Genomic DNA, 24791 nt, shown 5'->3' with positions numbered 1-24791 from the left:
CCGTCACGAAAGCCAACCCGCCGCATGGGCGGCCCAGTAGGTGAGCACGATATCGGCCCCGGCGCGCCGGATGCTGGTCAACGACTCCAGCGCGGCGGCCCGCTCGTCGATCCAGTTGTGAGCCGCGGCCGCGCAAATCATCGCGTACTCCCCCGAGACCTGGTAGGCGGCCACCGGCACCGGCGAATTGGCGGCCGCCGCAGACACTATGTCCAGGTACCCCATCGCCGGTTTGACCATCACGATGTCGGCGCCCTCCTGCAGATCCAAGTCGATTTCGCGCAGCGCCTCCCGCGCGTTGCCCGGCTCCTGCTGGTAGCTGCGCCGGTCGCCGGACAGGCTGCAGCTCACCGCCTCGCGGAAGGGGCCGTAGAACGCCGAGGCGAACTTCGCGGCGTAGGCCAGGATCACCACGTCGGTGTAACCGGCGGCGTCCAGGCCGTCGCGGATTGCGCCCACCTGGCCGTCCATCATCCCACTCGGACCGACCACGTGGGCACCCGAGGCTGCTTGTGCCACAGCCAATTCAACGTAGCGGGCCACGGTTGCGTCGTTATCGACCCGGCCGCGCTCGTCGAGGACACCGCAGTGCCCGTGGTCGGTGAACTCGTCCAAGCAGGTGTCGGCCATCAACACCGTCGCGTCGCCGAGGTCCTTGGCCAGGTCCCGAAGCGCGACGTTGAGGACGCCATCCGGGTCGGTGCCAGCCGAACCGATCGCGTCCTTCGCCTCGTCCTGGGGTACGCCGAACAGCATCAGCCCGCCCACTCCGGCGGCGACCGCGTCGGCGGCGGCGCTGCGCGCCGAATCACGGGTGTGCTGCACCACACCCGGCATAGAACGGATGGGCCGCGGTTCGTCGATACCGTCGGCGACGAACATCGGTAGCACCAAATGCCTTGGCTCCAAGGAGGTTTGCGCCACCAAACGACGCATCGCGGGGGTTGAGCGGAGCCGGCGTGGCCGCTGCCGCTGGGAGCTCATGCGCGGCGACCCGCGGCCACTAGCGCCTGCGGCTCTTCTTGCGCGGCGGCGGCAGCGCACCCTCGGCGCGCAATCGGGCGGCATGTTCGGCCAGGGCGTCGACCAGCGGACCCACCGCGGCGCTCTCCGGCTGGACATCCACCCGAAGCCCGAATTCTGCGGCGGTCTCGGCGGTCTTGGGGCCGATACAGGCGATGATGGTGCGTGCGTGCGGCTTGCCGGCAATGCCGACCAGGTTGCGCACGGTTGAGCTCGAGGTGAAGCACACCGCGTCGAAACCGCCCGTCTTGATCATTTCGCGGGTGGCCGCCGGCGGCGGCGCGGCCCGCACGGTCCGGTAGGCGGTGACGTCCTCGATTTCCCAGCCACGTTCGCGCAGCCCCTCGGCCAGCGTTTCGGTGGCGATGTCGGCGCGTGGCAGCAGGACCCGGTTGACCGGGTCGAAAACGCTGTCATACGGCGGGAATTCGTCGAGCAGACCCATCGACGACTGCTCGCCGGACGGCACCAGCTCAGGGCTGATCCCGAAGGCGCGAACCCGGTCGGCGGTTGACTCGCCGACACAAGCGATCTTGACCCCGGAGAACGCCCGCGCATCCAGACCGAATTCGCCGAACTTCTCCCAGACGGCCCGCACCGCGTTGGTCGAGGTGAACACCACCCATTGAAACCGGCCATCGACCAGTCCCTTGACGGCGCGTTCCATCTGCGCGGGGCTGCGCGGCGGTTCGACGGCAATGGTCGGCACCTCGACCGGCAGCGCTCCGTAGGACGTCAACCGCTCGCTCATCTCGCCGGCCTGGTCCTTGGTGCGGGGCACCAGCACCGTCCAGCCGTACAGCGCCCGGCTCTCCCACCAGTTCAGCTTGCCCCGGTTGCTCACGGTCTTGCCGATGGTCACCACCAGCGGGCCGGCGAACGGGCCAGCGGGGTCGGCGCCGCCCAGGATGGCCGGATCGGTCAGTCCCTGCAGCGTGGTTTCGACGGAGCGCTGCTGGCAGGTGGTGCCGTGCGCGGTGACGACGCACGGTGTCGTGTCGGCCAGCTCGTGGTCGAGCAGGGTGCGTGCGGCGTCGGCCAGATGCGACGCGGTCGCCTGCAGGATCAGCGGTCCGGGGGCGGCGGCCAGCGCGTCCCAGTCGGTGTCATCGAGTTCGCCGCGCACGTCGGCCACCGTGTGCGAGGAGCCCAGCGGCAGCCCGGCATAGGTCGGGACCGCGCTGGTGGCGGCCAGCCCGGGCACGACCTCGAAGTGCAGGTGGGTGCGTGCCACGGCGTTCACCTCGGTGATCACCGCGTCCACCGACAGCGGGTCGCCGGCCACCAGCCGCACCACATCGGCACCCGAACGGGCCTCGGCTGTCAGCGTCTTGGCCACGTCGGCGGGTTCGCCCAGCGCCGGGCGGATGTCGGGGCCGCTCGAGACCACCGCCGGGGCGCTCTGGGCGGGCTCTCCCGCAGCCACGCCGACGTTCTCCCCCGCATGTGCGGTAGCCGGCGCCGGCCCGGATACCGGTGGCAGGTCCTTGCCGATCAGCGCCAGCACCGGCTCGGGTACGTCGGGGTCGGTGAACACCAGAGCGGCGTTGGCCAACACCGCGGCAGCCCGGGTGGTCAGCAGACCCGGGTCGCCGGGACCAGAACCCACGAAAGTGATGCGGCCCGGAGTCGGCTTACGCCCTCGCGTCATCATTGTCGCTCCCACGTCACTCAAATTTTTCCTTGCGCGGGTCGTGCCGCGCTCCCCACATCAGTTTTCGAGCACCCAGTTCGAACAGCTCCGCCGCAACCGAGAGCCCCAGCTCCCGTGCCCGACCGGAGGTGCCGACGCCGGACGCGCGGATCACGTCGGATCCGTCCAGCGCCGCCACGCAGCCGCGCAGCGACAGCTCTTCGAAGACCCGCCCCTCCTCATCGATGGACTCGACCACCTCGGCGATCGCGCCCACCGGTGCCGAGCAACCGGCCTCCAGTTCGGCCAGCAGGGCTCGTTCCGCGGTGACCGCCGCCCGCGTGTCGGCATCGTCCAGCTCCGCCAGCACTGCCGCCAACCGGTGGTCAGCTGCCCGGCATTCGACAGCGAGCGCACCTTGCGCCGGCGCTGGCAACATCTGCACGGGCTCCAACGTCTCGGTGACATCATCGAGGCGGCCCAGCCGGGCCAGACCTGCCCGGGCCACCACGATGGCGTCAAGATCACCACTGCTTACCCTGTTCAACCTGGTATCTAGGTTGCCTCTTAGGGGGCGGATTTCCAAACCGAGACCCAATGCTCTAAGCTGTGCGGCCCGCCGCGGGGAGGAGGTGCCGACCAGCGATCCGGCCGGCAACTCCCCCAGCACCAGCCCGTCGCGGGCCACCACCGCATCGCGGGGATCGTTGCGCGGCGGTATCGCCGCGATCGTGAACCGCCGATCTTCGGCGGTGGGCAAATCCTTGTGCGAGTGCACGGCCGCGTCGACGCGACCGTCTTCGATGGCCTCACGCAACGCGGTGGTGAAGACGCCCACCCCGAGCGTCTCGATCGGCGCTGACGACCGGTCGCCGGCGGTGCTGATGGTCACCAACTCGGCCGGGTGGCCGTTGGCGATGAGCGCGTCTCTGACCGTCGCGGCCTGGGTGGTGGCCAGCAGACTGCCCCGGGTACCTATCCGGATCACGTGTGACAATCAGCTACTCGCCAAACGGGTTCCGGTCGCGCGGCAGGTCACCGGGGTGCATGCCCGCGTCGAATCCGCTGGACACCGTTGGCAGTTCGGCTGCGGTGGCGACGGCAGCTACGGAGCTTATGGCCGTCTGATCGAGTTCGAAAAGCTCGCGCAGCGCCTCGGCGTAGCTGTCGCCGCCGGGAGCGCTGGCCAGTTGCTTGATCCGCACCGTGGGCGCGTGCAGCAATTTGTCCACCACCCGCCGCACCGTGCGGGCCACCTCGTCACGCTCGGCGCGCTCCAACCCGGGTAGCCGGTTCTCCAGGCGCAGCAACTCCGCCTCCACCACATCAGCGGCCCGTTGGCGCAACGCAGTGACCGTCGGGGTTACCTCGGCCATCCGCTGCCCTACCAGGTAGGCGGCAACTTCGGCGGCGACGATGTGGCGGGCGGCGTCGACGTCGGCCGCCGTGGCGTGGGCCGACGGCTCGTGTTGGACGCGGTCCACGTCGACGACCCAGACGCCCGGCAGGCCGGCTACCGCCGGATCGACGTCGCGGGGCATCCCCAGATCGCAGATGACCAGCGGCTGCGTCTCTTCGTCTCGGCGGGCGTAGACCAGCGCGTGGTGCACGTCGGCCAGCGAAACCACCGAACTCACCGCTCCGGTGCAGCTGACCACCACGTCGGCATCGGACAGCGCCTCGGCCAGGCGGTCGAGTCTCATCACCTCGGCCGGCACGCCCGCTCCGCGGACCTTGCCCGCCAGCCGCTGCGCCCGCGGCAACGAGCGGTTGAGTACACGGATCCGCCCGATACCGGCCCGAGTCAGGTGTGCGGCCGACAGCGCACCCATCGCCCCGGCGCCGACCAGCACGGCGGTCTTGGCCTCCAGCCCGCCCAGGTGTCGTTCGGCGATGCCCAGGGCGACCGACACCACGGAAGCACCGGCAGCGTCGATTCCGGTTTCGGAATGCACCCGCTTGCCCACCGACAGCGCCCGCTGGGCCAGTTCGTGCAACACCCGGCCGACGGTGCGGTTGGCCTCCGCGGCGGCATACGAGCGGCGGACCTGGCCCAGCACCTGCTGCTCGCCGATCACGGCCGAATCCAGGCCGCTGGCCACCGCGAACAGGTGCTCGACCGCGGCCTCGCTGTAGCGGACATAGGCGTGTTTGGTCAGGTCACCCATCGACATGCCGGAGTGCTCGGACAGCACCTGGCCGATCACCGACAGGCCGCCGTGAAACGCCTCCACCACCGCATACACCTCGACGCGGTTGCACGTCGACAGCACCATGGCCTCGGTGACCAGCGGTGATTGCAAAACCTTGTCGACGATCTTGACTTGCTCGGACTCGTCGATGCTGAGTTGTTCCAAAACGGAAACCGGCGCGCTGCGGTGCGAAACCCCGAAGAGCAGGATGCTCACAGCAGCATCACCTGGCCCGCTCCCTTGCGCCTTGAGAAGTGAACTGCTTTCTACGGTAGACGCTTGTCAGGTGGGCTACCAAATAATTGAGCGCCTGCCAGCGCCTTCTCAGCCGGCCAGGTCAGCGCGCAGCCGGGCTTCGTCGACTTCCCAGTAACTATGTTCGCGGCCATCGAGCAAGATCACCGGCAGCCGGTCGCCGAACTCGGCCCGTAGGCCGGTATTACCGGCCGCGGCCGCGGCGTCGACGTCGGTGCTGACCAACTCGAACCCCAGCTCCTGGGACAGCTCAGCCAGTTGCGCGTGTACCCGCAGGCAGATCGCGCAGCCGCGGCGGGTCAGCAGCTCCACCCGCCGGCGCCCGGACCGCGGTGCTGACGGCGTCATGGGCACCAGTGTGGCAGTCCCGGTGCCGCGGGATGCGGGCTCGTCGGGTTCTCGAGTGCACGGCGGAGCGCGCCTTCCGGGTGCGCGGTCCGTCAGGGCGCGGGTTCGGGGTCGGTGTCCCGGGCTTGCCGGTGGCGTTGGCCGGCGGGGCCCGAATCGTCGGCGTCGTCGAAAGGCCGGGATGCCGTCGGGTGCGGCGACGACATCGCTGATCGGGCTCCGCCGGGACCGACGCCCTCGCTCCGGTCCCCGGTTGCCGATGCGCCGTTGGACGGCGGGAGCAGCAGGGCGCGAACCAGCCGGCGAGGCCCGTAGGCCCGCAGCATCCGACTCGCCGGACGCGGCCGTACCCGCTGCGGCCACCAGAACCAGCGTCCCAGCAACGCGGCAATAGCCGGTGTCATGAACGAGCGGACGATCAACGTGTCGAACAACAGGCCCAACCCGATAGTGGTGCCGATCTGACCGATAATCCGCAGATCGCTGAACACGAAGAGCGACATGGTCACGGCGAACACCATGCCCGCGGCCGTCACCACTCCGCCGGTGCCGGCCATCGCGCGGATGATCCCGGTATTGAGCCCGGCTCCGATTTCTTCTTTGAGCCGCGAGATCAGCAACAGGTTGTAATCCGATCCCACGGCCAGCAGCAGGATCACCGACATCGCCAATACCAGCCAGTACAACTCGATGCCGAGGATGTCCTCCCATACGAGCACTGACAGGCCGAAGGAGGACCCCATCGACAGCAGCACCGTCCCGACGATGACGGCCGCGGCGACGACACTTCGGGTGATGAGCATCATGATGATCACGATCAGGCTGATCGCGGCCACTCCGGCGATCAGCAGGTCGTAGGTGGCGCCCTCCTGAATGTCGTGGAACGTCGCCGCGGTACCACCCAGATAGATCGCGGCACCCTGCAACGGAGTGCCTTTGATGGCCTCCCGCGCCTCATCCTTGATCTGCTCGACCCGGGCGATACCGGCCGATGTCGCGGGATCGCCCTCCAGGGCAATGATGAAACGGGCCGCTTTGCCGTCCGGCGACAGGAACATCTTCAGGCCGCGCTGGAAGTCGGGGTTCTTGAAGGCCGACTGCGGCAGATAGAAGGAATCATCGATTTGCGCGGCGTCGAACACCCGACCCATCGCGCCGGGATCCTTGCTACCCGAGTCGGACTGGTCATAGAACGACTGCAACGTCCCGTGCCAGACAACCAGCATGTCCCGCATGATCGTCATCGTGTTGATCATCGGTGGAATCTGGGCCCGCATTTGCGGAAGGAGTTTCACCAGAATATCCATGTCCGTGACCAGATATTCGAGTTTCTCGCTCATCTGGTCGACGTTGTCGATCATGTCGAATATTGATCTGATGGACCAGCAGACGGGAATGTCGTAGCAGTGTTTGTCCCAGTAAAAGTAGCTGCGGATCGGCCGGAAGAAGTCCTCGAAATCCGCGATGTGATCTCTCAATGTGTTCGTGATATCCGACAGGTCGTGGGTGAGGTGATCCATGTCGACGGTATTGTCGATGACTGCACCCATGAGTTCGTACATGGTGTGCATGGTGGCGATGGAGACATCCATCGCCTGTACCTGCACCAGCATGTCGTCGATGCGCGCCTTCATGAACTGCATGTTTTCGGTGTTCGAGACACCCTGCATGCTGATGATGAACGGTATCGACGTGTGCTTGATGGTTGTTCCCAACGGCCGGGTAATCGCTTTGACTTGTTCGATACCGCGACTGTGGTAAATGTTTTTGGCAATCTTGTCCAACACCAGCATGTCCACCGGATTGCGCATATCGTGATCGGTCTCGACCATCAGCACCTCGGGGTTCAGCCGAGCCCGCGAAAAATGCCGGCCCGCCGCCGCATCCCCGACGTTGGACGGCATGCTGGCCGGCATGAACTTACGCAGATCGTATGTGGTCTTGTAGCTGGGCAACGCCAGCAGACCGATAAACGCGATCACGCAGGTCGCGGCTAGAACCGGCCCCGGCCAGCGGACGATTGCCGTCCCAACGCGCCGCCAGCGGCGGGTGTTCAATCGCCGCTTGGGGTCGAACAGCTTGAAGAAACTGCCGATGGCAAGCACCGCGGGCCCAAGCGTGAGGGCTGCGAAGACCGCGACGAGCATGCCTATCGCGCATGGCGGGCCGAGCGTATTGAAATACGGAAGCCGAGCGAAGCTGAGGCAATACATAGCGCCGGCAATGGTCAATCCGGAGCCCAAGATCACGTGGGCGGTCCCATGGAACATCGTGTAGAAGGCGGTCTCGCGATCCTCGCCGGCGTTGCGCGCTTCGTGGTAACGACCGAGCATGAATATCGCGTAATCCGTCGTAGCCGCAATAGCCAATAGGACCAGCAGATTGGTTGCGAAGGTGGAGAGACTGAACACGTTGTGGTCGGCGAGAAAGGCAATGGTTCCCCGGATTGCCCCCAGGTCAATCCCGACCATGATCAAGACGAGAAACGCAGTCACCACGGAGCGGTAAATGAAAAGCAGCATCACCGCGATCACCAGGCTGGTGATCGCGGTGACCTTGGCGATGCTTTTATCCCCGGCCTCGGCCTGATCAGCGTTCAGTGCCGACGGACCGGTGACGTAGGCTTTGATCCCCCGCGGCGGCGGTGTGGTGTCCACGATATGCCGGACGGCATGCACCGATGCGTATGCTTCGGTTTCGTTGTCACCGACGAGATACACCACGACATATGCGGCTTTGTCGTCCGCGCTCTGCGATCCGCCGGCGGTCAACGGATCACCCCAGAAGTCCTGAATGTGCGCGACGTGCTTGGTATCAGCTGAAAGCCTTTTCATCAGCTCGCCGTAAAATTGGTGCGCCTCGTCGCCGAGTGGCTTATCGCTTTCCAGCACAATGGTCACGGCATTATCGGAGTCGAACTCCTTGAATACCTGGCCGACGCGCCTTATCGCCTCGATCGACGGCGCGTCGCTGGGGCTCATCGATACCGAGTGGGCCTTTCCCACCGCTTCCAGCTGCGGAACGGCGAGATTGACGATCGCGGTGAGCCCCAGCCATAACAACAGGATCAGCACCGCAAAACGGCGGATCAGCCGCGGCAGAAGCGGGCGTTTTGGCGCCGCTGGGCCATCCCGTTCGCTCATGCCGATGTCACCTGGCAAAAGGTGAGGGCTTTGGGCCTGGTGACCGACCTTTCGTCCTTGACGGTGCCGTTCACGATGATCCGGCAGCCGATGGTGTCGGCGGCGCTCTGCGCCATCACGTTCACACTGACCGCGGGCAGCGTCGTGGTGACCGTCTGCGACCACGGCAGCGGCACTTCCGGCAGTTGCAGCACGTGGGCGTCGGGGTCCAGGTAGGCGATCCTTGCGGTCGAGGCAGGGCCGAAAACTTCGTAGATCACTTGCTTCGGGTTGAACAGCGGGACATCATCGATATCAGCCTTGGCCATCACGGCGGGATGCTCGTAAGCGCCGAAGACGCGGTGCAGACGATAGATTCCGAGCGCTGCGACAATCGCCACGGCTGAGACGGCCAGCAGCAGCCACATTCGTTTCACAACGGTGGTCACCGGACTCATCCTCACCTTCGTGCTCCGCCACCGGGCCCACACCGTAGACTGCGGCATCGGGTGTGTCGCCCCCGGCTCGCCCCCGATCAAGGAGCGTGGTCGAAAGCGCCCAGTGCGCGAATCTGAACCTCCCGAAATCTCCAACGTGCGTGCTAATCCGATGTCTCGTTTGCGTTCGCAGCGTAGACGCTACCGCCGCCCTGCTGAATGCATTTCGGATTTCAGATAAACCTCGTTACCGGTGTCCCACGCGGCGGCCGGATCCGACGGGTCACAGCAGCTTCTCCAGGGTGATGGGCAAATCGGTGACGCGTCTGCCGGTGGCGTTGAACACGGCATTGGCGATCGCTGCGGGTACTCCGACGATCACCAACTCGCCGAGTCCCTTGACGCCGATCGGGTCGGCAATTGTGTCCTCGGCCGGCAAAAAGGTCGCGTCCAGCGCGGGGACGTCGGCGTTGACCGGAACCAGGTAATCCGACATGTTCGCGTTGACTATCCGGCCGTCGCGGTAATCCAGCTCCGTCCGCTCCAGCAACGCCATCCCGATCCCGCCGACCATGCCCCCAATCGCCTGACTGTGCGCGAGTTTGGGATTGATCACCCGGCCGGCGTCGTAGCACGCATACATGCGGCGGATCCGCACCGTCGGCAGCAAACGGTCGACGACGACCTCGGCGAATACGGCTCCGTAGCCGTAGATGGAGTATCGGCGGTCGGCGTCGTCAGGCGTCCAGGTCTGTTGTGAATCCAAACCGGACCAGCCGCGGCGGCGCAACAAGTCCTGATACGACTCGCCGGGCTCGGATCCGGCCCCGGAAGCCGTGGCGACCATGCGGCCGTCGACGACCGCCACGTCCTCCGGACGCAGGCCGCTCAGCGGGGATCGCGGGTCGGTGACCGCCGTGCGAATGAACTTGTCGCGCAGCATGTTCGCGGCGGTGTACACCGCAGAACCCACACTGGCCATGGTTCGGGAGGCCGAGTGCGGCGGTGCCGGCGGAAAACTGCTATCACCCAACGCGAATCGCACCCGGCTCAACGGCATTCCGAGGGCATCCGCGGCGACCTGCGTCATCGACGTGTAGGTCCCGGGCCCCATGTCGCTGGTTCCGCATCGCACTTCGGCGGTGCCGTCGGCGAAAACCTTTGCGGACGCCGAACATTGGCTGCGATACGTGTAATAGGCGGCGGCGGCCACCCCGATCCCGACGAAGAGATCGCCCTCGCGGGTGGTGGCGGGTGCCGGATTGCGCCGGTTCCATCCAAACCTCGCCGCGCCTCGGGTCAGGCATTCGGTGAGCCGCCGGGTGGAAAACGGCATCCCGGTGGTCTGGTCGACATCGGGTTCGTTACGCATCCGCAATTCGATCGGGTCCATGCGCAGCCGGTGTGCCAGATCGTCCATGGCGCACTCGAGCGCAAACGCTCCGGTGACCGCGCCGGGGCCCCTCATGAACCACGGCAGGCCGACGTCCAACGGCACCACGCGATACGTCGAACGCATGTTGGGGACTCGGTAGAGCAGTCGCGGACTGCGGACGAGTCCGTCCTCATAGTCCCCGTACCTGGCCGTCTCCGTATGCCCTTCGTGGATCATCGCCCTGAGGCGCCCGGATTCGTCTGTCCCGATCGCCATACGCTGCCGGCTGGTGGGCCGGTATCCGATTGCGCTGTACATCTGCCGGCGGGTCAATACCAGCTTGACGGGTCGTCGCATCCGGCGAGCCGCGAAAGCGGTCAGCACCTGATGCGGCCAGGTCCGGCTGGCACTACCGAACGAACCGCCCACGAACGGCGAGATCAGCCGGACATGATCGATGGGTAGACCGAAGGCGTCGGCGTAGAACTGCTGGGCTGCGCTGATGTTTTGCACCTTGTCCCATACCGTGAGCCGATCGCGCTCCCAGGTGGCAATCGTCGCAGGCATCTCCATGGGGTTGTGATCGTTGCGCGCGATGCTGAACCGCAGGTCCGTCATCACCGAGGTACCGCGAATCGCCTGATCGGCGAACCCGCGGGAATAGTCGCGGATGAACCGGCCGGGCCGCTTGTCCGCTTGTGCCGCATCAATATCGGTCAGCGGCGGCCGACTCGAATACCGGACGTCGACCAGTTCCGACCCGTGGACCGCCGACTCGAGCGTCGTCGCGATCACCACGGCGACCGGCTGTCCGAAGAAGGACACCAGCCGGGTGTCGAAGGGCAGTTTCACCCCGGTGAAGTCGGTCAGCACGGCAAGCACGTCGGGCTGCCGCAACGCGGCACCGGCGTCCATGCGCTTGATCCCGCCGCATGCCACCGTGCTACCGACCAGTGCGGCGTAGAGCAATCCGGGAATCTGGTTGTCGGCGGCGTAGCTGGCCTTACCGGTCACCTTCAGCGGCCCGTCCACCCGGCTGACCGGCTGGCCGGAGACGACCTGCGCGGCGGTGAATGCGTGGGTCATGGCATTGCCGCCACGGTGGCCAATTGCCTTTCGACAGTGCGCTTGAGCAGTTCGACCTTGAAGCCGTTCTCCCGCAACGGTTGAGCACCGGCAACCGAAAGTTCGGCGGCGCGGCGGAACAGGCCCGCGTCGATCGGGCGGCCCTGCAGCTCCCTTTCGACGGCCGGCAACCGCCACGGGACGGTGGCGACGCCGCCAACGGCGACCCGCGCGCTGCGTATCGTGCCGGCGACGATGTCGAGTGCCACAGCCGCCGAGGCCAGCGCAAATTGGTATGACTGACGATCGCGCACCTTGAGATATCCGGACCTGCGGGCCTCCGGCCCGAGAGGTACCTCGATCCCGACGATCAGCTCGCCCGGTTCGAGGTTGTGCTCGCGGTGCGGTGAGTTACCCGGCTGGCGGAAGAGCTCCGCCAGCGCAAATCGCCGCTGCCCGGCGGCTCCCCGACTGACGACGACGGCGTCCAATGCAAGCAGCGCAACCGCGAGGTCCGAAGGGTGGGTAGCGCAGCAGTGCCGGCTGGTACCGAGGATTGCGTGGGTGCGGTTACATCCGCCGATCGCCGAGCAGCCGGTGCCCGGAGCGCGTCGGTTGCATGCGGCCGACACGTCGCGGAAATACAGACACCGCGGGCGTTGCAGCAGGTTGCCGCCGATCGATGCCATGTTGCGAAGCTGAGCGGAAGCGCTGAGCTCGAGGGCCTGACTGATCACCGGGGCTTGTTGCCGGACGACGGGATGAGCGGCAAGGTCGGACATCCGCACCAGAGATCCGACGCGGATCATTCCCGGCTGCACGTCGATCCAGCGGTACGGAAGCGCGTTGATGTCGACCAGCGAATCGGGGCGTTCGACCGTCTCCCTCATCAAGTCGACCAGCGTGGTGCCCCCGGCGATATAGCGGCCGCCGGCCGCCGCTGCCCGCAACGCCGCCTGCTCGTCGGTCGCTTTGAGGTAGCGGAACGGGAACACGTGCTACCGGTCTCGCGCCACAGTTGCGACCGCCTTGACGATGTTGGTGTAGGCACCGCAACGACAGATGTTGCCGCTCATCCACTCTCGTATTTCCGCGGGCGAACCCGCGTGCCCTTCGGCGATACAACCGACGCCGGACATGATTTGGCCGGCGGTACAGTAGCCGCACTGGAAGGCGTCCTCGTCGATGAACGCTTGTTGCAGAGGATGGAGTCGGCCGCCCGAACCGGCCAAGCCCTCGATGGTGGTGATCTGTGCACCCTCGTGCATGACCGCCAGAGTCAGGCAGGAGTTGATTCGCCGACCGTCGACCAGCACCGTGCAGGCACCGCATGCGCCGTGGTCGCAGGCCTTCTTGGTGCCGGGCAGTCCCGCCCGCTCGCGCAGCATGTCCAGTAGCGACGTGCGGGTGTCGACGGCGATTTCTCGAGGTTCGCCGTTGATCTCGGCCCGCACCACAGCGGTGTGGATTTCGTCCTGGACGGTTCGCTCAGATCCGGCAACGGTAGTGACGGCGACGACACCGCCCACGGCGACGGAGGCACCCACGAACGTCCGGCGATTGATTCGGAACCCAAGTCGGTCGTCCACGGATCCACTGTAGAAGCGCAGCTCGCAACATCGTTGATAAACTCGGATACCGGCCCGTGTTCGTCTCGCGCCAGCCTGGAAAACCTCCCCAACACATTTGCCGGATAGGGTTGATGTTGGCCGAAGTGTCGCCCACCGGCCGGGTACCGCGATTGTGAGAGGTTTCTGATGGCTTCCACTGATCTGGGTGATCTGGGCACCTCGAATCGCATCACCGGCGCCGACCTGGAGTCGGTGGCCGCAAACGCCAGCGCCGAACGCGCCCTCGACGGCCTGCGCGCCACCGCCGCCGCGCAGGATCGTCCGCAGCCGCCGATCGACCTGACCGCGGCGGCGTTCTTCGATGTGGACAACACACTGGTCCAGGGCTCGTCCGCGGTGCATTTCGGCCGGGGGCTGGCCGCCCGTCATTACTTCACCTACCGCGATGTCCTGGGCTTCGTCTATGCGCAGGCCAAGTTCCAGCTGCTCGGCGTGGAGAACAGCGACGACGTCGCCGCCGGGCGGCGCAAGGCGCTGACCTTCATCGAGGGCCGTTCGGTGGCCGAACTGGTGAACCTGGGCGAGGAGATTTACGACGAATTCATCGCCGACAAGATCTGGCCGGGCACCCGCGAGCTCACCCAGATGCATCTCGATGCCGGTCAGCAGGTTTGGCTGATCACCGCCACGCCGTACGAGCTCGCGGCGACGATCGCCCGCCGGCTCGGCCTGACCGGCGCGCTGGGCACGGTCGCGGAGTCCGTCGACGGGGTGTTCACCGGTCGGCTGGTCGGCGACATCCTGCATGGCACCGGCAAGGCTCACGCGGTGCGTTCGCTGGCCATCCGGGAAGGTCTCAACCTCAAACGCTGCACCGCGTATTCCGACAGCTACAACGACGTGCCGATGCTGTCGCTGGTGGGCACCGCGGTCGCCATCAACCCCGATTCGCGGTTGCGCAGCCTGGCCCGCGAACGCGGATGGGAAATTCGGGATTTCCGGACCGCGCGCAAGGCCGCCCGGATTGGGGTGCCGTCGGCCCTGGCGCTGGGCGCGGCCGGCGGCGCGTTGGCGGCTCTGGCGTCCCGACGCCAATCACGCTGATAAGCTGCGCCGCTGAGCACACATTCGAGCAGAGAGCACAGCGGCATGACAGTCCCCCAGGAAGCCGAAGGACTCATCGGCAAGAACTACCGCGCCTCGGACTATTTCGAAGTCGGGCGAGAGAAGATCCGCGAGTTCGCGGCCGCAGTCAACGACGAGCATCCGGCGCACTACGACGAGGCGGCTGCGGCCGACGCGGGCTATCCCGCATTGGTGGCCCCGCCGACCTTCCTGGCGGTCGCCGGGCGGCGCGTGCAGATGGAGATTTTCACCAAGTTCAGCATTCCGATCAACATCGCCCGGGTCTTCCATCGCGACCAGAAGTTCCGGTTCCACCGGCCGATCCTGGCCGGCGACAAACTTTTCTTTCATACTTACCTAGACTCTGTGATCGAGTCGCACGGCACAGTGCTCGCCGAGATTCGAAGCGAAGTCACAGATGCCGACGGCAAGCCGGTCGCTACCGGCGTCGTCACCATGTTGGGGGAAGCAGCGCACCACGAGGCCGAGGCCGATGCCACCGTGGCGGCAATTGCAGCTATTTGAAACAAGTTGAAGCAAGAAGGTAGGGTCCGTTCAATGACGTCTCAGGGTGAAACGGGTGGCACGCAGCTCAAGCCGCCGGTCGAAGCAGTCCGTTCCCACTACGACAAATCCAACGAATTCTTCAAGCTTTGGCTTGACCCGTCGATGACGTACAGCTGCGCGTACTTCGAAGAGCGCCCCAATATGACGCTGGAAGAGGCGCAGTACGCCAAACGCAAACTTGCCCTGGACAAACTGAACCTCGAGCCGGGCATGACGCTGCTCGACATCGGCTGCGGCTGGGGCGCCACCATGCGCCACGCCGTGCAGGAGTACGACGTCAACGTGATCGGCCTGACGCTCAGTGAGAACCAGTACGCCCACGACGTGGCGAAGTTCGAAGAGATCGACAGCCCCCGCCGCAAAGAGGTGCGGATCCAGGGCTGGGAGGAATTCGACGAGCCGGTCGACCGGATCGTGTCACTCGGCGCGTTCGAGCACTTCGCCGACGGCGCCGGCGACGCCGGGTTCGAGCGCTACGACACCTTCTTCAAGAAGTACTACAGCTTGACGCCCGACGACGGCCGGATGCTGCTGCACACGATCATCATCCCGGATGCCGACGAAGCCAAGGAGCTCGGCTTGACGTCGCCGATGAGCCTGCTGCGCTTCATCAAGTTCATCCTGACCGAGATCTTCCCGGGCGGTCGGTTGCCGCGGATCTCGCAGGTCGACCACTACTCGTCCAACGCCGGCTGGAAGGTCGAGCGCTACCACCGCATCGGCTCCAACTATGTTCCGACGCTGAACGCCTGGGCCGACGCGCTCGAGGCACACAAGGATGAGGCGATCGCCCTGAAGGGGCAGGAGACCTACGACATCTACATGCACTACCTGCGGGGCTGCTCGGACCTGTTCCGCGACCACTACACCGATGTTTGCCAGTTCACATTGGTGAAGTAGCGCCCGCATTTTGCTTCAGTCGCGAACGTAACGCCACGGGCGAATTCCGGCCCCCCGGAGTTTCGCCCTGGCGTTGCGCCCGCGCACGCCTAGCAAGCCGCGCCCGGTTCGTCAGCCTAGGAAAATGTTGCGGCGCCCGGCCAACAGCCGGTACAGCGTCTGCTGGATGGTCTCACGCACCTGATCGGTCAACTCGAAGGTGACCATCGGGTCCTCGGCGTCGGTGGTCGCGTAGTCGGCCGTGGGGATCGGCTCCCCGAATGCGATGCGCCATTTCGACGGCAGCGGCACCAGTCCGGCGGGGCCGGCCAACGGGAACAGCGGAGTGACCGGGAAATAGGGCAAACCGAACAGCCGCGCCAGCAATTTGACATCGGTGAGCATCGGGTAGATCTCCTCCGACCCGATGATCGAGCACGGCACAATCGGCGCCTGGGTACGCAGCGCCGCCGATACGAAGCCGCCGCGTCCAAATCTCTGCAGGCGGTAACGGTCCTCGAAGCGCTTGCCCAGGCCCTTGTAACCTTCGGGGAACACGGCCGTGAGCTCGCCGGAGGCCAGCAGTCGGTGCGCGTCGGTGGTGCAGGCCATGGTGTGCCCCGCCTTGCGGGCGGCCTCGCCCACCACGGGCAGGTCGAACACCATGTCGGCGGCAAGCAGCCGCAGATCCCGGTGGGCGGGATGTTCGTCGTGAACCGCCACCGAAAGCATCAACCCGTCGAACGGCAACACTCCGGCATGGTTTGCCACCAACAGCGCGGCACCATCGCTCGGAAGGTTCTCGATACCGCTAACTTCCACGCGGAACCATGACCTGAAGAAAAACCTCAGCAAAGGCCGAACGATCGCGTCATTGAAATGCGGGTCGAATCCGAATTCGTCGACGCTGTAATCACCGGTCAGTCGTTGCCGCAGGAATCCGGCGACCGCGGCGACACGCTGCGCAAGATCGCTGAGGGGCGCTTCGCCCGACCCGGGAACGCCCGTCGCACCCGCGGCACGCCGATGCTCGTCGATTTCACGGACCACTGCGGCGATCTGTTCGGCCGATGCCCGGCCGTTCGGATCGGACAGCAACGACGGGTGCTCACGGGACGCGTCGGCGCGTTGACCGGCACGGCGGCGCGCTGCTACCCGACCCCGATTACTGTGCAGTGAAATGACATTCGCTCTGGTCTCACCCGCCACGATAGCTACCCAAATCTACCTGACCCCCACCCATGGAATTGGCTTCCGGGTTCCCCACCGTTGCGCTAACGCGATCGCGCGACCCTCCCAGGAGCGTACCCGATGCGGATCGATAATGGGAGTTAGGCCGCGGCCCCGAACGTAGTCGTCGAAAGCCTCGGCCGTCGTCCACTTGGGCTGATAGCCAAGTTCGGAACGCATTCTGGTGGTGTCCATCACCCTGCCGTAACTCAAATAATCGAATTGCTCGCGGTTGATCTCGGTGTATCCGTTGGCCCGCCTCAGCGAATCAAGCGCCCACACCCCAAATCCCGGTACCGGCAACGGAATTCGGCCGGCCCGGCGGATCGCCTGCGACAGCATGATGATGCCGTCGGCACCGATGTTGAAGGTGCCGGCTTTGCCAGCCATCGCAGCGCGCTCCAGGACACCCAGCGCATCCTGCTCGTGCAGCAATTGCAGTCGCGCGTCGCGGCCGAACATCGTGGGCACGACAGGCCCGGCAAGATACCGCGACAGTGTGGTGTCCATCGCGGGGCCGATCATGTTGGCCAGCCGCAGGATGGTCACCGCGATATCGGGCCGACGCCGGCCCAGCCCGCGCGCATACCCCTCGATATCGAGACTGTCCTTGGCGAAACCTTCGCGGAAGGGTCGACGGCTGGTGCTGTCCTCGGTGAACACCACCGGGTCGTGTGGGCTCGAGCCGTAGACCTCGGACGTGGACTTCAGCACGACGCGGCGAACCGAGGGTGACTTCTGGCAAGCCGCCAACAGCTGCATGGCGCCCATCACGTTGATTTCCTTCAACGCCGCACTTCCGCCGGACCGCGGCGCGTAGGAGGCCGCCGCGGCGTGCACCACAGTGTCGACATCACCGTTTCGAATCACCTTGGCAATGAAGGGATTTCGAATGTCGGCGCGGACGAACTCGGCTCGGCCCATGCGACGCAGCATGTCCTTGCTGGGCGCGATCGCATCCACCGCGATCACCGAGTTGATCAACGGGTTCTGCGCCAGCCGGGCGGTCAGGTAGCCGCCCAGAAACCGGCACGCACCGGTAACCAGCACCACCTTGGGGTAATGCAGGGTGTCGTCATTGCGGCCGCCGATTCCTCCGGCGCCGCCCCCCTGGCCGCTCGATGAGTTCACCCCGATAGCCTAGCGGCGACGAGAGACAGCAGCGTTACAAGCCGGTGACGGTACGCGACAACTGGGGGCCGGTCGGGCCTTACTTGCCGAGTTTCCTGCGCTGTACCCGGGTGCGGCGCAGCAGCTTGCGGTGCTTTTTCTTCGACATGCGCTTGCGCCGCTTCTTGATTACTGAACCCATGGACTCCGCTACCTGACCGTGCCCGCTTGTCAATGTTCACAAGCGACTACCAACGACTACAAAGGACCCAGTCACTTTACCCAGCCCGCCGCACCCAACACCAAACCGGCGCCGATTGGTGGCCGCCGGGCCTGGCGAGGCAGACCCGTGGCAGCCCGCTCGGCGCTGTCGGCTAGCCGGCGAAGTACGAGGTCTGCAGCATGTCGTGGACGGCCTTGGCATGCACCCGGAAAGACCGCCCGACCCTAACCGCGGGCAGCTCGCCGTTGTGCACCAGCCGGTACACGGTCATCTTCGAGACCCGCATCAGCGAAGCCACCTCGGCCACGGTGAGGAATTGAGTGCCGGCCTGCTGGCTTTCCCCCGTGCCGCTGTCCCGCACCGATTTACCTGCGGAATCCCGTGCTGATGGCCCGTTCGTTGACGTCATCGCAACCCAATCATGTCAGGCACGCGCAATGCCAGCGGCTTCCCCTCCGCTGGCACCCACACGTGCATACAATAGGAGAATAGCGGGACTAGTGGGGTTATTGGTACTGGTGAGAGGAAATCAGTTCAAAATTCCCGAATTATTCCGATGTAATTCTTAGCTGCTCAGAGCGGCTTTTGGCGGCTTGGACGGCCGCGTCGACAACCGCCCGAAACCCGCCTTTTTCCAGCTCGCGCAGCGCGGCGGCGGTCGTCCCGCCGGGGGAGGTGACCGACGCCCGCAGTTGCAGCGCCGTGGTGTCGACCCGCAACCCCGCCGGCTCGCCGGCGCCTGGACGCTCTTGCTCCATCCGCTCCAGCAGCATCGCCGTCGACCCGGCCAGGGTCTGCGCGGTCAGCTCGGTGGCCACCTGACGGCTCAAGCCCACTGCGACGCCGGCGTCGACCAGGGCCTCGACCAGCAGGAAGAAATACGCCGGCCCGGAGCCCGACACCGCGGTCACCGCGTCCAACTGCTGCTCCGGAACGTTCAGCACGACGCCGACGGCATCGAAGAGCGCGGACACTTCTTTCAGCTGTTGCGGGGTGACGAACCGCCCCTTGGCCAGCGCGGTGACCCCGGCTCCCACCAGTGCGGCGGCGTTCGGCATCGCCCGGACCACCGGCGTGCCCGCCGGCAGCTTGGATTCGAAGTAGGAGGTCGTGACACCCGCGGCGACCGTGACGAACACTTGCTCGACACTGTCGCTGCCGGCAGCCGTGGCCGCTGCCGCCAAGTCCCCCGTCACCGCCTCGACGTCTGCCGGTTTCACCGCGACGACCACAAACGTCGCGTGCTCGATCGCATCGCTGACCGAGGTGACCAGTACCGAGTAGCTGCTGGCCAGGTACTTGGCGCGCTCGGGGATCCGTTCGGCCACGACCAGGTCCTTGACCTGCCGGCCCGCGCGCAGCAAACCCGCGAGCAACGCTTCGCCGATACTGCCCCCACCGATGATCGCGATTCTTGCCATGCCGCACAGCATCGCAGACCCCGGACTGCTAGCCAGCGGCCGGGACCATCGCCAATTGACGTGCTTGCACCACCAGATGGCCCATGCTGTCGACGACGGTGTGGTCCTCGTCGAACCAGTCGTGTCCGATCTCCGTGCAGGTGGCGATGATCCGCAGCCAGCCGTCGGCGGGCAGTGCCCGAAGGAAGGCGGTGAGCTGGACGGTCGGCGCCCAGCCGGTGCGGTCTACGGCAAAGGTGACCGGCGCCGACAAATCCCCGCACATGAGCGCGAAAAGCGGATCAGGAGCCACCCCGCGCGGGCGCGCCCACATCTGGATGACCGGCGGCCGCCCGTCGGTATTGGGCTGCAGCGTCGACAGCAGCGGCCGCACGTCGCAGCCCTCGCCCGGGTGCACCAGTCCGGCCAGCGGGTGGCCCGGTCCGATCGGCGCGACATCGTCGGGAGGTTCGGGTGCCATCAGATCCACGACCGGGTTTGCCGACAGCAGCGGGGTCCCCGCGCCGCACCCCTGGTGCTCGGGTTCACCCAGCGTGACAACGGCGTGCGCCGCGGTGCGCTCACCCTGGGTCAGCTCGACGTCGACGACGCCGATCCGGCGGCCACGCTTGCGGATCGACGTCACCAGTCGCATCGCTCCCGGATCCGGCGCCCACAGGAAGTTGGCCGATACGACGACCGGTTGCAGTGCCGGCTGTGGTGCCGCCCCTCCATAAGCCATCCGCGCGGCATTGGCGCACAGTGCCATCATCGCGCCGCCATGCACCTTGGGACCGATCGTCCAGTGCCGGTTCAGCTCGCCGTGAAATACCGCGTCATCGGCGGCAGTGTCGACCTGCCGCAGCGCCATGGCGGTGGTGAACATCGCGCTCATATCACCGCAGCAGATGGGTCCGGGCGAACTGCAGGGACTCCACCAGCATGGCTTCACGCTCGCTGGCCGAACGTGCCGACGAGGTGGACACCTCCAGCACCACATGGCCGCTGAAGCCACCACCCGCCAGCATCTGGCACACCTCGGCGGTGGGCTGCGTGCCGTGACCGGGCACCAGGTGTTCATCGGCGGGCAGCCCGCTGCCGTCGCACAGGTGCAGGTGGACCAGACCCCGGCCCATCCGGCGGGCCATATCCAGCGCATCGGTGCCCGCGGTCGAGGTATGCGAGAGGTCCAGCGTGTAATGGGCGTGATTGCCGTCCAGCGGGTCGTAGGACGGCGCGAACGCCGAAATCGCCGGACCCGGACCACCGCCGCGCCGGCGCATCCGTTCCCGTGACTGGCCGGCCCCGAAAAGCCGGTCCGCCCGGAACGGAAACATGTTTTCGACGGCGACCATCACATCGCTGGACGCTTCCAGCGCGGCGACCTGCTCACCGAACCCCTCGGCGTAGCGCCGTTGCCACCGGAACGGCGGGTGTACCACGACCGTCTGCGCGCCCAGTCGTTCGGCGGCCCGCACACTGCGCTCCAGCTTGGGAATCGGGTTGGCGCCCCATACCCGTTGGGAGATCAGCAGGCATGGCGCGTGTACGGACAGCACCGGCAGTCGGTAGCGTCGCGCCAACCTCCTGACCGCGTCGACGTCCTGGCTGACCGACTCGCCCCACACCATCAGCTCGACTCCGTCGTAGCCGAGTCGGGCCGCGTACTCGAATGCGGCTTCGGCCCGCAGCGGGTACACCGAAGCCGTTGACAAGCCGACTTTGATTGCTGGACGCACTGTGTACCGGCGCGCCTAGCCTGTTTGCAGGGATAGCACCAACGGTCCCCAGGTAATCAGCGCGCCGACCGCAACCGCGATCAACGTACTGGCGATGTCCTCGGTCTTACGGACTACTCGCACCGCGACCACCAGCCCGAGGATCACCAAGACCGAGAGCACCAATGCCACAATGCTGTTCCATCGCCACAGCTGGTCGAAGGCGATGAACAGACCGGCACCGAATACGACGGCCAGAATTGACTGCAGCACCACCACCGTGCCGCGCCACAGGGCCACCAGCGCGCCCGGACCGCGTCCCGACCCTCCGGTTTTGTCGGCAAGGTCACTGTCGAGCCGCTCCGCGTCGAACACCGCCGGAGCCGCCTCGCCCCGCCGCCGGGCCACCTCGTCGGCCAGCGACTGCCCGCCGAACAGGGTCCGCTCCGCGGCACCGTCCACATCGCGCAGGTAGGAACGCACGTAAGCCGTCTCGTCGGCGACCGGTTCGGCCTCGTCGACCGCAACGTCCATCGCGTCCACCGAGGTGTCGACGTAGTGCCCAACCGGGTCCGGACTCATGTGCTCGGCACCGGACTGCTGCTCGGAGATGTCGCTTTCTTCGGTGTGACGCAGCGGTCGCGGGTACTCGCTGCGCTCGGGGCCCGACTTGCGTCGGGCGATCGGCTCGGATCTGGGCCAGCGTGGTTCGGGTTCGGACCAGTACCTGGCCTTGGCCGGCTCCTCGGTTGCCGGTTCTGCGGCGACCGGCTCAGGTTGTGGAGGCGACGGCGGGGTCGGCTCGGCAACCTCGACTCGCGGTTTGCCGGGCTTTGGCTGACGTGGCGGTTCGGCCGGGACAGCGGGCGCGGGAGTCTCGGCCTTGTCGCGCCGGTCGCCGTGACGATCCTCGCGACGGTCCTCGCGAATGGTCGGGATTTCGCCGGTCAGCTCGGCCACCGTGACCGAATCGCTATCACCGCGGCGACGGCGCCGCCGCCGGGTCACGGCAGGGGCGCCGATGGTGCCGTTTCTGGCCAGTAGCTCGGCGACCGAGATCTGCTTGGTGTCCTCCGTGTCGGAATGTGGTCCAGTCATGGTTTGTTGCCTCTCGATCGGGGAGCGGCATTCCGATCTACTACCTGGCCTCCAGCATCGCGCACCGATGTCGCCACCGGCGAAGTTTCCATGAAGGCGGCCCCGTCGGCCTCGCTGTCGAGTCGGCGCAAGATCACACCTTCCCGCAGCGCCCACGGGCAGATATCCACCGCTTCTATCGACAGCGCTCGCATGCTTGCCTCCGCGACCAGAGCCCCCGCTACGATCTGCGGCGCGCGCTCGGCGCTGACTCCTTCCAGTTCTGCACGGTCAGCGGTCGTCATCCTAGAGATGAAAGATATGAGTTGCCTGAGGCCGTTGGCCGTCAGCATTCGTTTCACTCGCGGTCCGGCGGCCGACGGCGCCGCTCCGGTGAGCCGTGCCAGCGAACGAAACGTCTTCGATGTGGCGACCGCGAGGTCAGGATTGCCTGCCTCCAGAACGGCCACACTGGCGTCCGACAGCTCTGCGTCGAGCCAGTCACGCAGCATCGCCACCCGCCGCCGGCCGGGCGGATCGTCGCGCAGCCATTCGCGGGTCAACCGGCCGGCGCCCAGCGGCAGCGACAGCGCTACCTCGGGCTCCTCATCCACGCCGCTGGACAACTCCAGCGAACCGCCGCCGATGTCGAGGTTGACGATGCGGCCCGCACTCCAGCCGTACCATCGTCGCACCGCCAGGAAGGTCAGCCGGGACTCGTCGACCCCGCCCAGTACCTGCAACTCGACACCGGTTTCCTTGCCTACCCGGGCCAGCACATCTTCGGAGTTCTCGGCTTCCCGCACGGCGGAGGTGGCGAAGGCCATCAACTCGGCGCAGCCGGAGCTCACCGCGATCTTGGCGAACTCGTCGATGGTCGACACCAGTTTGTCGGCACCGCGCCTGGTGATCTTGCCCGAGCTGTCGGTGGCTTCGGCCAGCCGCAGCGTGGCCTTCGTCGAACTCATCGGCGTCGGATGCCCACCACGGTGAGCATCTACCACCAGTAGATGGACCGTGTTGCTGCCCACGTCCAGCACGCCCAATCTCACGAAATCAAACTAGCTGGCGACGACGCGGGTCGCTCAGCGACCCGATGCGGGAGCACCATCGGGCTTGCGGGGAGAGCCCGCGCAGGATGCGCCTGCCGCTGGCCGCCCGGACGACCGTAGGGAGGACTAACGTTGCAACCGTGGCAAACTCGCGCCTGAGGCCGGTGCACCCGGGGCAAGAGGTCGAATTGGATTTCCCCCGTGAGTGGGTGGAATTCTACGATCCCGACAATCCGGAGCACCTGATCGCGGCCGACCTCACCTGGCTGCTCTCGCACTGGACGTGTGTGTTCGGCACGCCCGCCTGCCGGGGCACGGTGGCGGGCCGGCCGGACGACGGGTGTTGTTCGCACGGAGCCTTCCTATCCGATGACGATGACCGTGCCCGGCTCGACGACGCGGTGCAGAACCTGACCGACGAGGACTGGCAGTTCCGCGAGAAAGGCCTGGGCCGCAAGGGATATCTGGAACTCGACGAGCACGACGGCCAACCGCAGTACCGCACCCGAAAACACAAGGACGCCTGCATCTTCTTGAACCGGCCGGGCTTCAAGGGCGGCCCCGGTTGTGCGCTGCACACCAAGGCACTGAAGATGGGGGTGGCGCCGCTGACGATGAAGCCTGACGTCTGCTGGCAGTTGCCGATCCGGCGCAGTCAGGAGTGGGTGACCCGGCCCGACGGCACCGAGATTCTGAAAACCACCGTCACCGAATACGATCGCCGCGGCTGGGGTTCCGGCGGGGCCGACCTGCATTGGTATTGCACCGGCGATCCGGCCGCCCATAGCGGAACCAGACAGGTATGGGAGAGCCTGGCCGACGAGCTCACCGAACTGCTCGGCGTGAAGGCGTATGCGGAACTGGCCGAAATGTGTAAACGCCGCAGCCGGTTAGGGCTGGTGGCCGTCCACCCTGCGACCCGCGCGGCGCCGAGGTAGCGGACGGGCCCGGGGGGAGTTTGCCGCAACGGCGCTATCCGGCGTCCGCAGCGCGATACGATCTCGCCTTTAACCGAGGATGCGCGGACCCGGGAGTAGCTCATGCCAGTTGTGTTTGCGGCGCCGGACGTCGTAGCGGCAGCGGCAACTGATCTGGCCGGAATCGAGCCGGCGATCCGCGCCGCCAACAGCGCCGCGGCGGCGCCGACGACGGGATTGCTGCCCGCAGCCGCCGACGAGGTCTCGGCCGCCATCACGGCACTGTTCGGGGCTAGCTAAGGGACTGCGAGGAAATAACACGCGCATTTGACCGTCGGGCGGTGCTTACGGCGCCCGCGGTGGGCCGGTCACGGTGTAGTTCCATTCGCCGTGCCAGTCGTGCCGGGTGATGGCTCGGGCTTCCAGTTCGCGAATCTGCTTGTCGCTGACCTTGATTCCCTTGGGGTACTCG

23 protein-coding genes and 2 pseudogenes are annotated in these 24791 nt (G+C 66.2%); 5 read left to right on the top strand and 20 right to left on the bottom strand.

Annotated elements, in window-relative coordinates; translation table 11 throughout:
• Nucleotides 1-3: 3 nt before the first annotated feature.
• The 10 genes and pseudogenes from hemB to EET03_RS02840 form a co-directional block, all read right to left on the bottom strand.
• Nucleotides 4-984, bottom strand: coding sequence for a porphobilinogen synthase (hemB, locus tag EET03_RS02885; protein WP_082274703.1), 981 nt, complete (start codon nt 982-984; stop codon nt 4-6).
• Between the two features lie 19 nt (nt 985-1003).
• On the bottom strand, nt 1004-2674 hold the full coding sequence (locus EET03_RS02880; protein ID WP_099194313.1) for a bifunctional uroporphyrinogen-III C-methyltransferase/uroporphyrinogen-III synthase: 1671 nt from the start codon (nt 2672-2674) through the stop codon (nt 1004-1006).
• Nucleotides 2675-2690: 16 nt separating this feature from the next.
• Nucleotides 2691-3644: a hydroxymethylbilane synthase gene (gene hemC, locus EET03_RS02875; RefSeq protein WP_075543189.1), complete on the bottom strand. Its 954-nt coding sequence runs from the start codon at nt 3642-3644 to the stop codon at nt 2691-2693.
• Nucleotides 3645-3657: 13 nt separating this feature from the next.
• A complete protein-coding gene (locus EET03_RS02870) occupies nt 3658-5064 on the bottom strand; it encodes a glutamyl-tRNA reductase (protein WP_075543188.1) in 1407 nt (468 codons plus the stop codon).
• Between the two features lie 50 nt (nt 5065-5114).
• A pseudogene (locus EET03_RS02865) lies at nt 5115-5451 on the bottom strand (glutaredoxin family protein).
• 248 nt (nt 5452-5699) lie between these two features.
• Nucleotides 5700-8594: pseudogene (locus tag EET03_RS02860) on the bottom strand (MMPL/RND family transporter); the annotation flags it as partial.
• A complete protein-coding gene (locus tag EET03_RS02855) occupies nt 8591-9037 on the bottom strand; it encodes an MmpS family transport accessory protein (protein ID WP_244232214.1) in 447 nt (148 codons plus the stop codon). The pseudogene EET03_RS02860 and the gene EET03_RS02855, both read right to left, overlap by 4 nt.
• Nucleotides 9038-9293: 256 nt before the next feature.
• Nucleotides 9294-11471 (bottom strand): xanthine dehydrogenase family protein molybdopterin-binding subunit, encoded by a 2178-nt coding sequence (locus EET03_RS02850; RefSeq protein ID WP_075543185.1) that lies wholly within the window; start codon nt 11469-11471, stop codon nt 9294-9296.
• Nucleotides 11468-12445: an FAD binding domain-containing protein gene (locus EET03_RS02845; RefSeq protein ID WP_075543184.1), complete on the bottom strand. Its 978-nt coding sequence runs from the start codon at nt 12443-12445 to the stop codon at nt 11468-11470. Before EET03_RS02845 ends, EET03_RS02850 begins: the two co-directional genes overlap by 4 nt.
• 3 nt (nt 12446-12448) lie before the next feature.
• Nucleotides 12449-13039 (bottom strand): (2Fe-2S)-binding protein, encoded by a 591-nt coding sequence (locus tag EET03_RS02840; protein ID WP_167470572.1) that lies wholly within the window; start codon nt 13037-13039, stop codon nt 12449-12451.
• 168 nt (nt 13040-13207) lie between these two features.
• Here EET03_RS02840 and EET03_RS02830 point away from each other — a divergent pair, with 168 nt between their 5' ends.
• The 3 genes from EET03_RS02830 to cmaA2 are packed head-to-tail and all read left to right on the top strand — an operon-like array spanning nt 13208 to nt 15613.
• Nucleotides 13208-14125 (top strand): HAD family hydrolase, encoded by a 918-nt coding sequence (locus EET03_RS02830; RefSeq protein WP_063471352.1) that lies wholly within the window; start codon nt 13208-13210, stop codon nt 14123-14125.
• Nucleotides 14126-14170: 45 nt separating this feature from the next.
• Nucleotides 14171-14671, top strand: a complete 501-nt coding sequence (locus tag EET03_RS02825; protein ID WP_075543183.1) for an FAS1-like dehydratase domain-containing protein — start codon at nt 14171-14173, stop codon at nt 14669-14671.
• Nucleotides 14672-14704: 33 nt separating this feature from the next.
• The gene (cmaA2, locus tag EET03_RS02820) at nt 14705-15613 is read left to right on the top strand and encodes a cyclopropane mycolic acid synthase CmaA2 (protein ID WP_023370452.1); all 909 of its coding nucleotides are present in this window, start codon (nt 14705-14707) and stop codon (nt 15611-15613) included.
• A 111-nt stretch (nt 15614-15724) separates the two neighbouring features.
• Here cmaA2 and EET03_RS02815 read toward each other — a convergent pair whose 3' ends face one another.
• The 9 genes from EET03_RS02815 to EET03_RS02775 form a co-directional block, all read right to left on the bottom strand.
• Nucleotides 15725-16801, bottom strand: coding sequence for a lysophospholipid acyltransferase family protein (locus tag EET03_RS02815; protein WP_063471349.1), 1077 nt, complete (start codon nt 16799-16801; stop codon nt 15725-15727).
• 15 nt (nt 16802-16816) lie between these two features.
• Nucleotides 16817-17953: an SDR family oxidoreductase gene (locus EET03_RS02810; RefSeq protein WP_075543180.1), complete on the bottom strand. Its 1137-nt coding sequence runs from the start codon at nt 17951-17953 to the stop codon at nt 16817-16819.
• A gap of 79 nt (nt 17954-18032) precedes the next feature.
• The gene (locus EET03_RS02805; RefSeq protein ID WP_003402602.1) at nt 18033-18134 is read right to left on the bottom strand and encodes a 30S ribosomal protein bS22; all 102 of its coding nucleotides are present in this window, start codon (nt 18132-18134) and stop codon (nt 18033-18035) included.
• Nucleotides 18135-18306: 172 nt separating this feature from the next.
• Nucleotides 18307-18564: a helix-turn-helix domain-containing protein gene (locus tag EET03_RS02800; protein ID WP_075543179.1), complete on the bottom strand. Its 258-nt coding sequence runs from the start codon at nt 18562-18564 to the stop codon at nt 18307-18309.
• 139 nt (nt 18565-18703) lie between these two features.
• The gene (gene proC, locus EET03_RS02795; RefSeq protein WP_208648981.1) at nt 18704-19576 is read right to left on the bottom strand and encodes a pyrroline-5-carboxylate reductase; all 873 of its coding nucleotides are present in this window, start codon (nt 19574-19576) and stop codon (nt 18704-18706) included.
• Nucleotides 19577-19604: 28 nt separating this feature from the next.
• Nucleotides 19605-20450, bottom strand: coding sequence for a thioesterase family protein (locus EET03_RS02790; protein WP_075543177.1), 846 nt, complete (start codon nt 20448-20450; stop codon nt 19605-19607).
• 1 nt (nt 20451) lies between these two features.
• A complete protein-coding gene (locus EET03_RS02785; RefSeq protein WP_075543176.1) occupies nt 20452-21294 on the bottom strand; it encodes a sugar phosphate isomerase/epimerase family protein in 843 nt (280 codons plus the stop codon).
• Nucleotides 21295-21309: 15 nt separating this feature from the next.
• The gene (locus EET03_RS02780) at nt 21310-22371 is read right to left on the bottom strand and encodes a hypothetical protein (protein ID WP_075543175.1); all 1062 of its coding nucleotides are present in this window, start codon (nt 22369-22371) and stop codon (nt 21310-21312) included.
• Nucleotides 22368-23402, bottom strand: coding sequence for a Ppx/GppA family phosphatase (locus EET03_RS02775; protein ID WP_075543174.1), 1035 nt, complete (start codon nt 23400-23402; stop codon nt 22368-22370). The genes EET03_RS02780 and EET03_RS02775 overlap by 4 nt, the downstream gene beginning before the upstream one ends.
• Before the next feature lie 86 nt (nt 23403-23488).
• On the opposite strand from EET03_RS02775, the gene EET03_RS02770 reads away from it, so the two are divergent.
• The gene (locus tag EET03_RS02770) at nt 23489-24340 is read left to right on the top strand and encodes a DUF3109 family protein (protein ID WP_075543173.1); all 852 of its coding nucleotides are present in this window, start codon (nt 23489-23491) and stop codon (nt 24338-24340) included.
• A 102-nt stretch (nt 24341-24442) separates the two neighbouring features.
• Complete coding sequence (locus EET03_RS02765) at nt 24443-24619, top strand: PE family protein (protein WP_082274702.1); 177 nt, start codon at nt 24443-24445, stop codon at nt 24617-24619.
• Between the two features lie 45 nt (nt 24620-24664).
• Here EET03_RS02765 and EET03_RS31095 read toward each other — a convergent pair whose 3' ends face one another.
• On the bottom strand, nt 24665-24775 hold the full coding sequence (locus tag EET03_RS31095; protein WP_482805330.1) for a hypothetical protein: 111 nt from the start codon (nt 24773-24775) through the stop codon (nt 24665-24667).
• Nucleotides 24776-24791: the final 16 nt, after the last annotated feature.

This window comes from Mycobacterium innocens, from assembly GCF_900566055.1.
GTDB classification, from domain to species: domain Bacteria; phylum Actinomycetota; class Actinomycetes; order Mycobacteriales; family Mycobacteriaceae; genus Mycobacterium; species Mycobacterium innocens.
Note: the sequence above shows the minus strand (reverse complement) of the source record. Positions and strands in the feature narration are given on the sequence as shown.

Coding starts and splice junctions, on each gene's coding strand:
- hemB (WP_082274703.1), bottom strand. CDS start 984: ATGAGCTCCCAGCGGCAGCGGCCACGCCGGCTCCGCTCAACCCCCGCG.
- EET03_RS02880 (WP_099194313.1), bottom strand. CDS start 2,674: ATGACGCGAGGGCGTAAGCCGACTCCGGGCCGCATCACTTTCGTGGGT.
- EET03_RS02850 (WP_075543185.1), bottom strand. CDS start 11,471: ATGACCCACGCATTCACCGCCGCGCAGGTCGTCTCCGGCCAGCCGGTC.
- EET03_RS02830 (WP_063471352.1), top strand. CDS start 13,208: ATGGCTTCCACTGATCTGGGTGATCTGGGCACCTCGAATCGCATCACC.
- EET03_RS02825 (WP_075543183.1), top strand. CDS start 14,171: ATGACAGTCCCCCAGGAAGCCGAAGGACTCATCGGCAAGAACTACCGC.
- cmaA2 (WP_023370452.1), top strand. CDS start 14,705: ATGACGTCTCAGGGTGAAACGGGTGGCACGCAGCTCAAGCCGCCGGTC.
- EET03_RS02805 (WP_003402602.1), bottom strand. CDS start 18,134: ATGGGTTCAGTAATCAAGAAGCGGCGCAAGCGCATGTCGAAGAAAAAG.
- EET03_RS02800 (WP_075543179.1), bottom strand. CDS start 18,564: ATGACGTCAACGAACGGGCCATCAGCACGGGATTCCGCAGGTAAATCG.
- proC (WP_208648981.1), bottom strand. CDS start 19,576: ATGGCAAGAATCGCGATCATCGGTGGGGGCAGTATCGGCGAAGCGTTG.
- EET03_RS02790 (WP_075543177.1), bottom strand. CDS start 20,450: ATGAGCGCGATGTTCACCACCGCCATGGCGCTGCGGCAGGTCGACACT.
- EET03_RS02780 (WP_075543175.1), bottom strand. CDS start 22,371: ATGACTGGACCACATTCCGACACGGAGGACACCAAGCAGATCTCGGTC.
- EET03_RS02770 (WP_075543173.1), top strand. CDS start 23,489: ATGCGCCTGCCGCTGGCCGCCCGGACGACCGTAGGGAGGACTAACGTT.
- EET03_RS02765 (WP_082274702.1), top strand. CDS start 24,443: ATGCCAGTTGTGTTTGCGGCGCCGGACGTCGTAGCGGCAGCGGCAACT.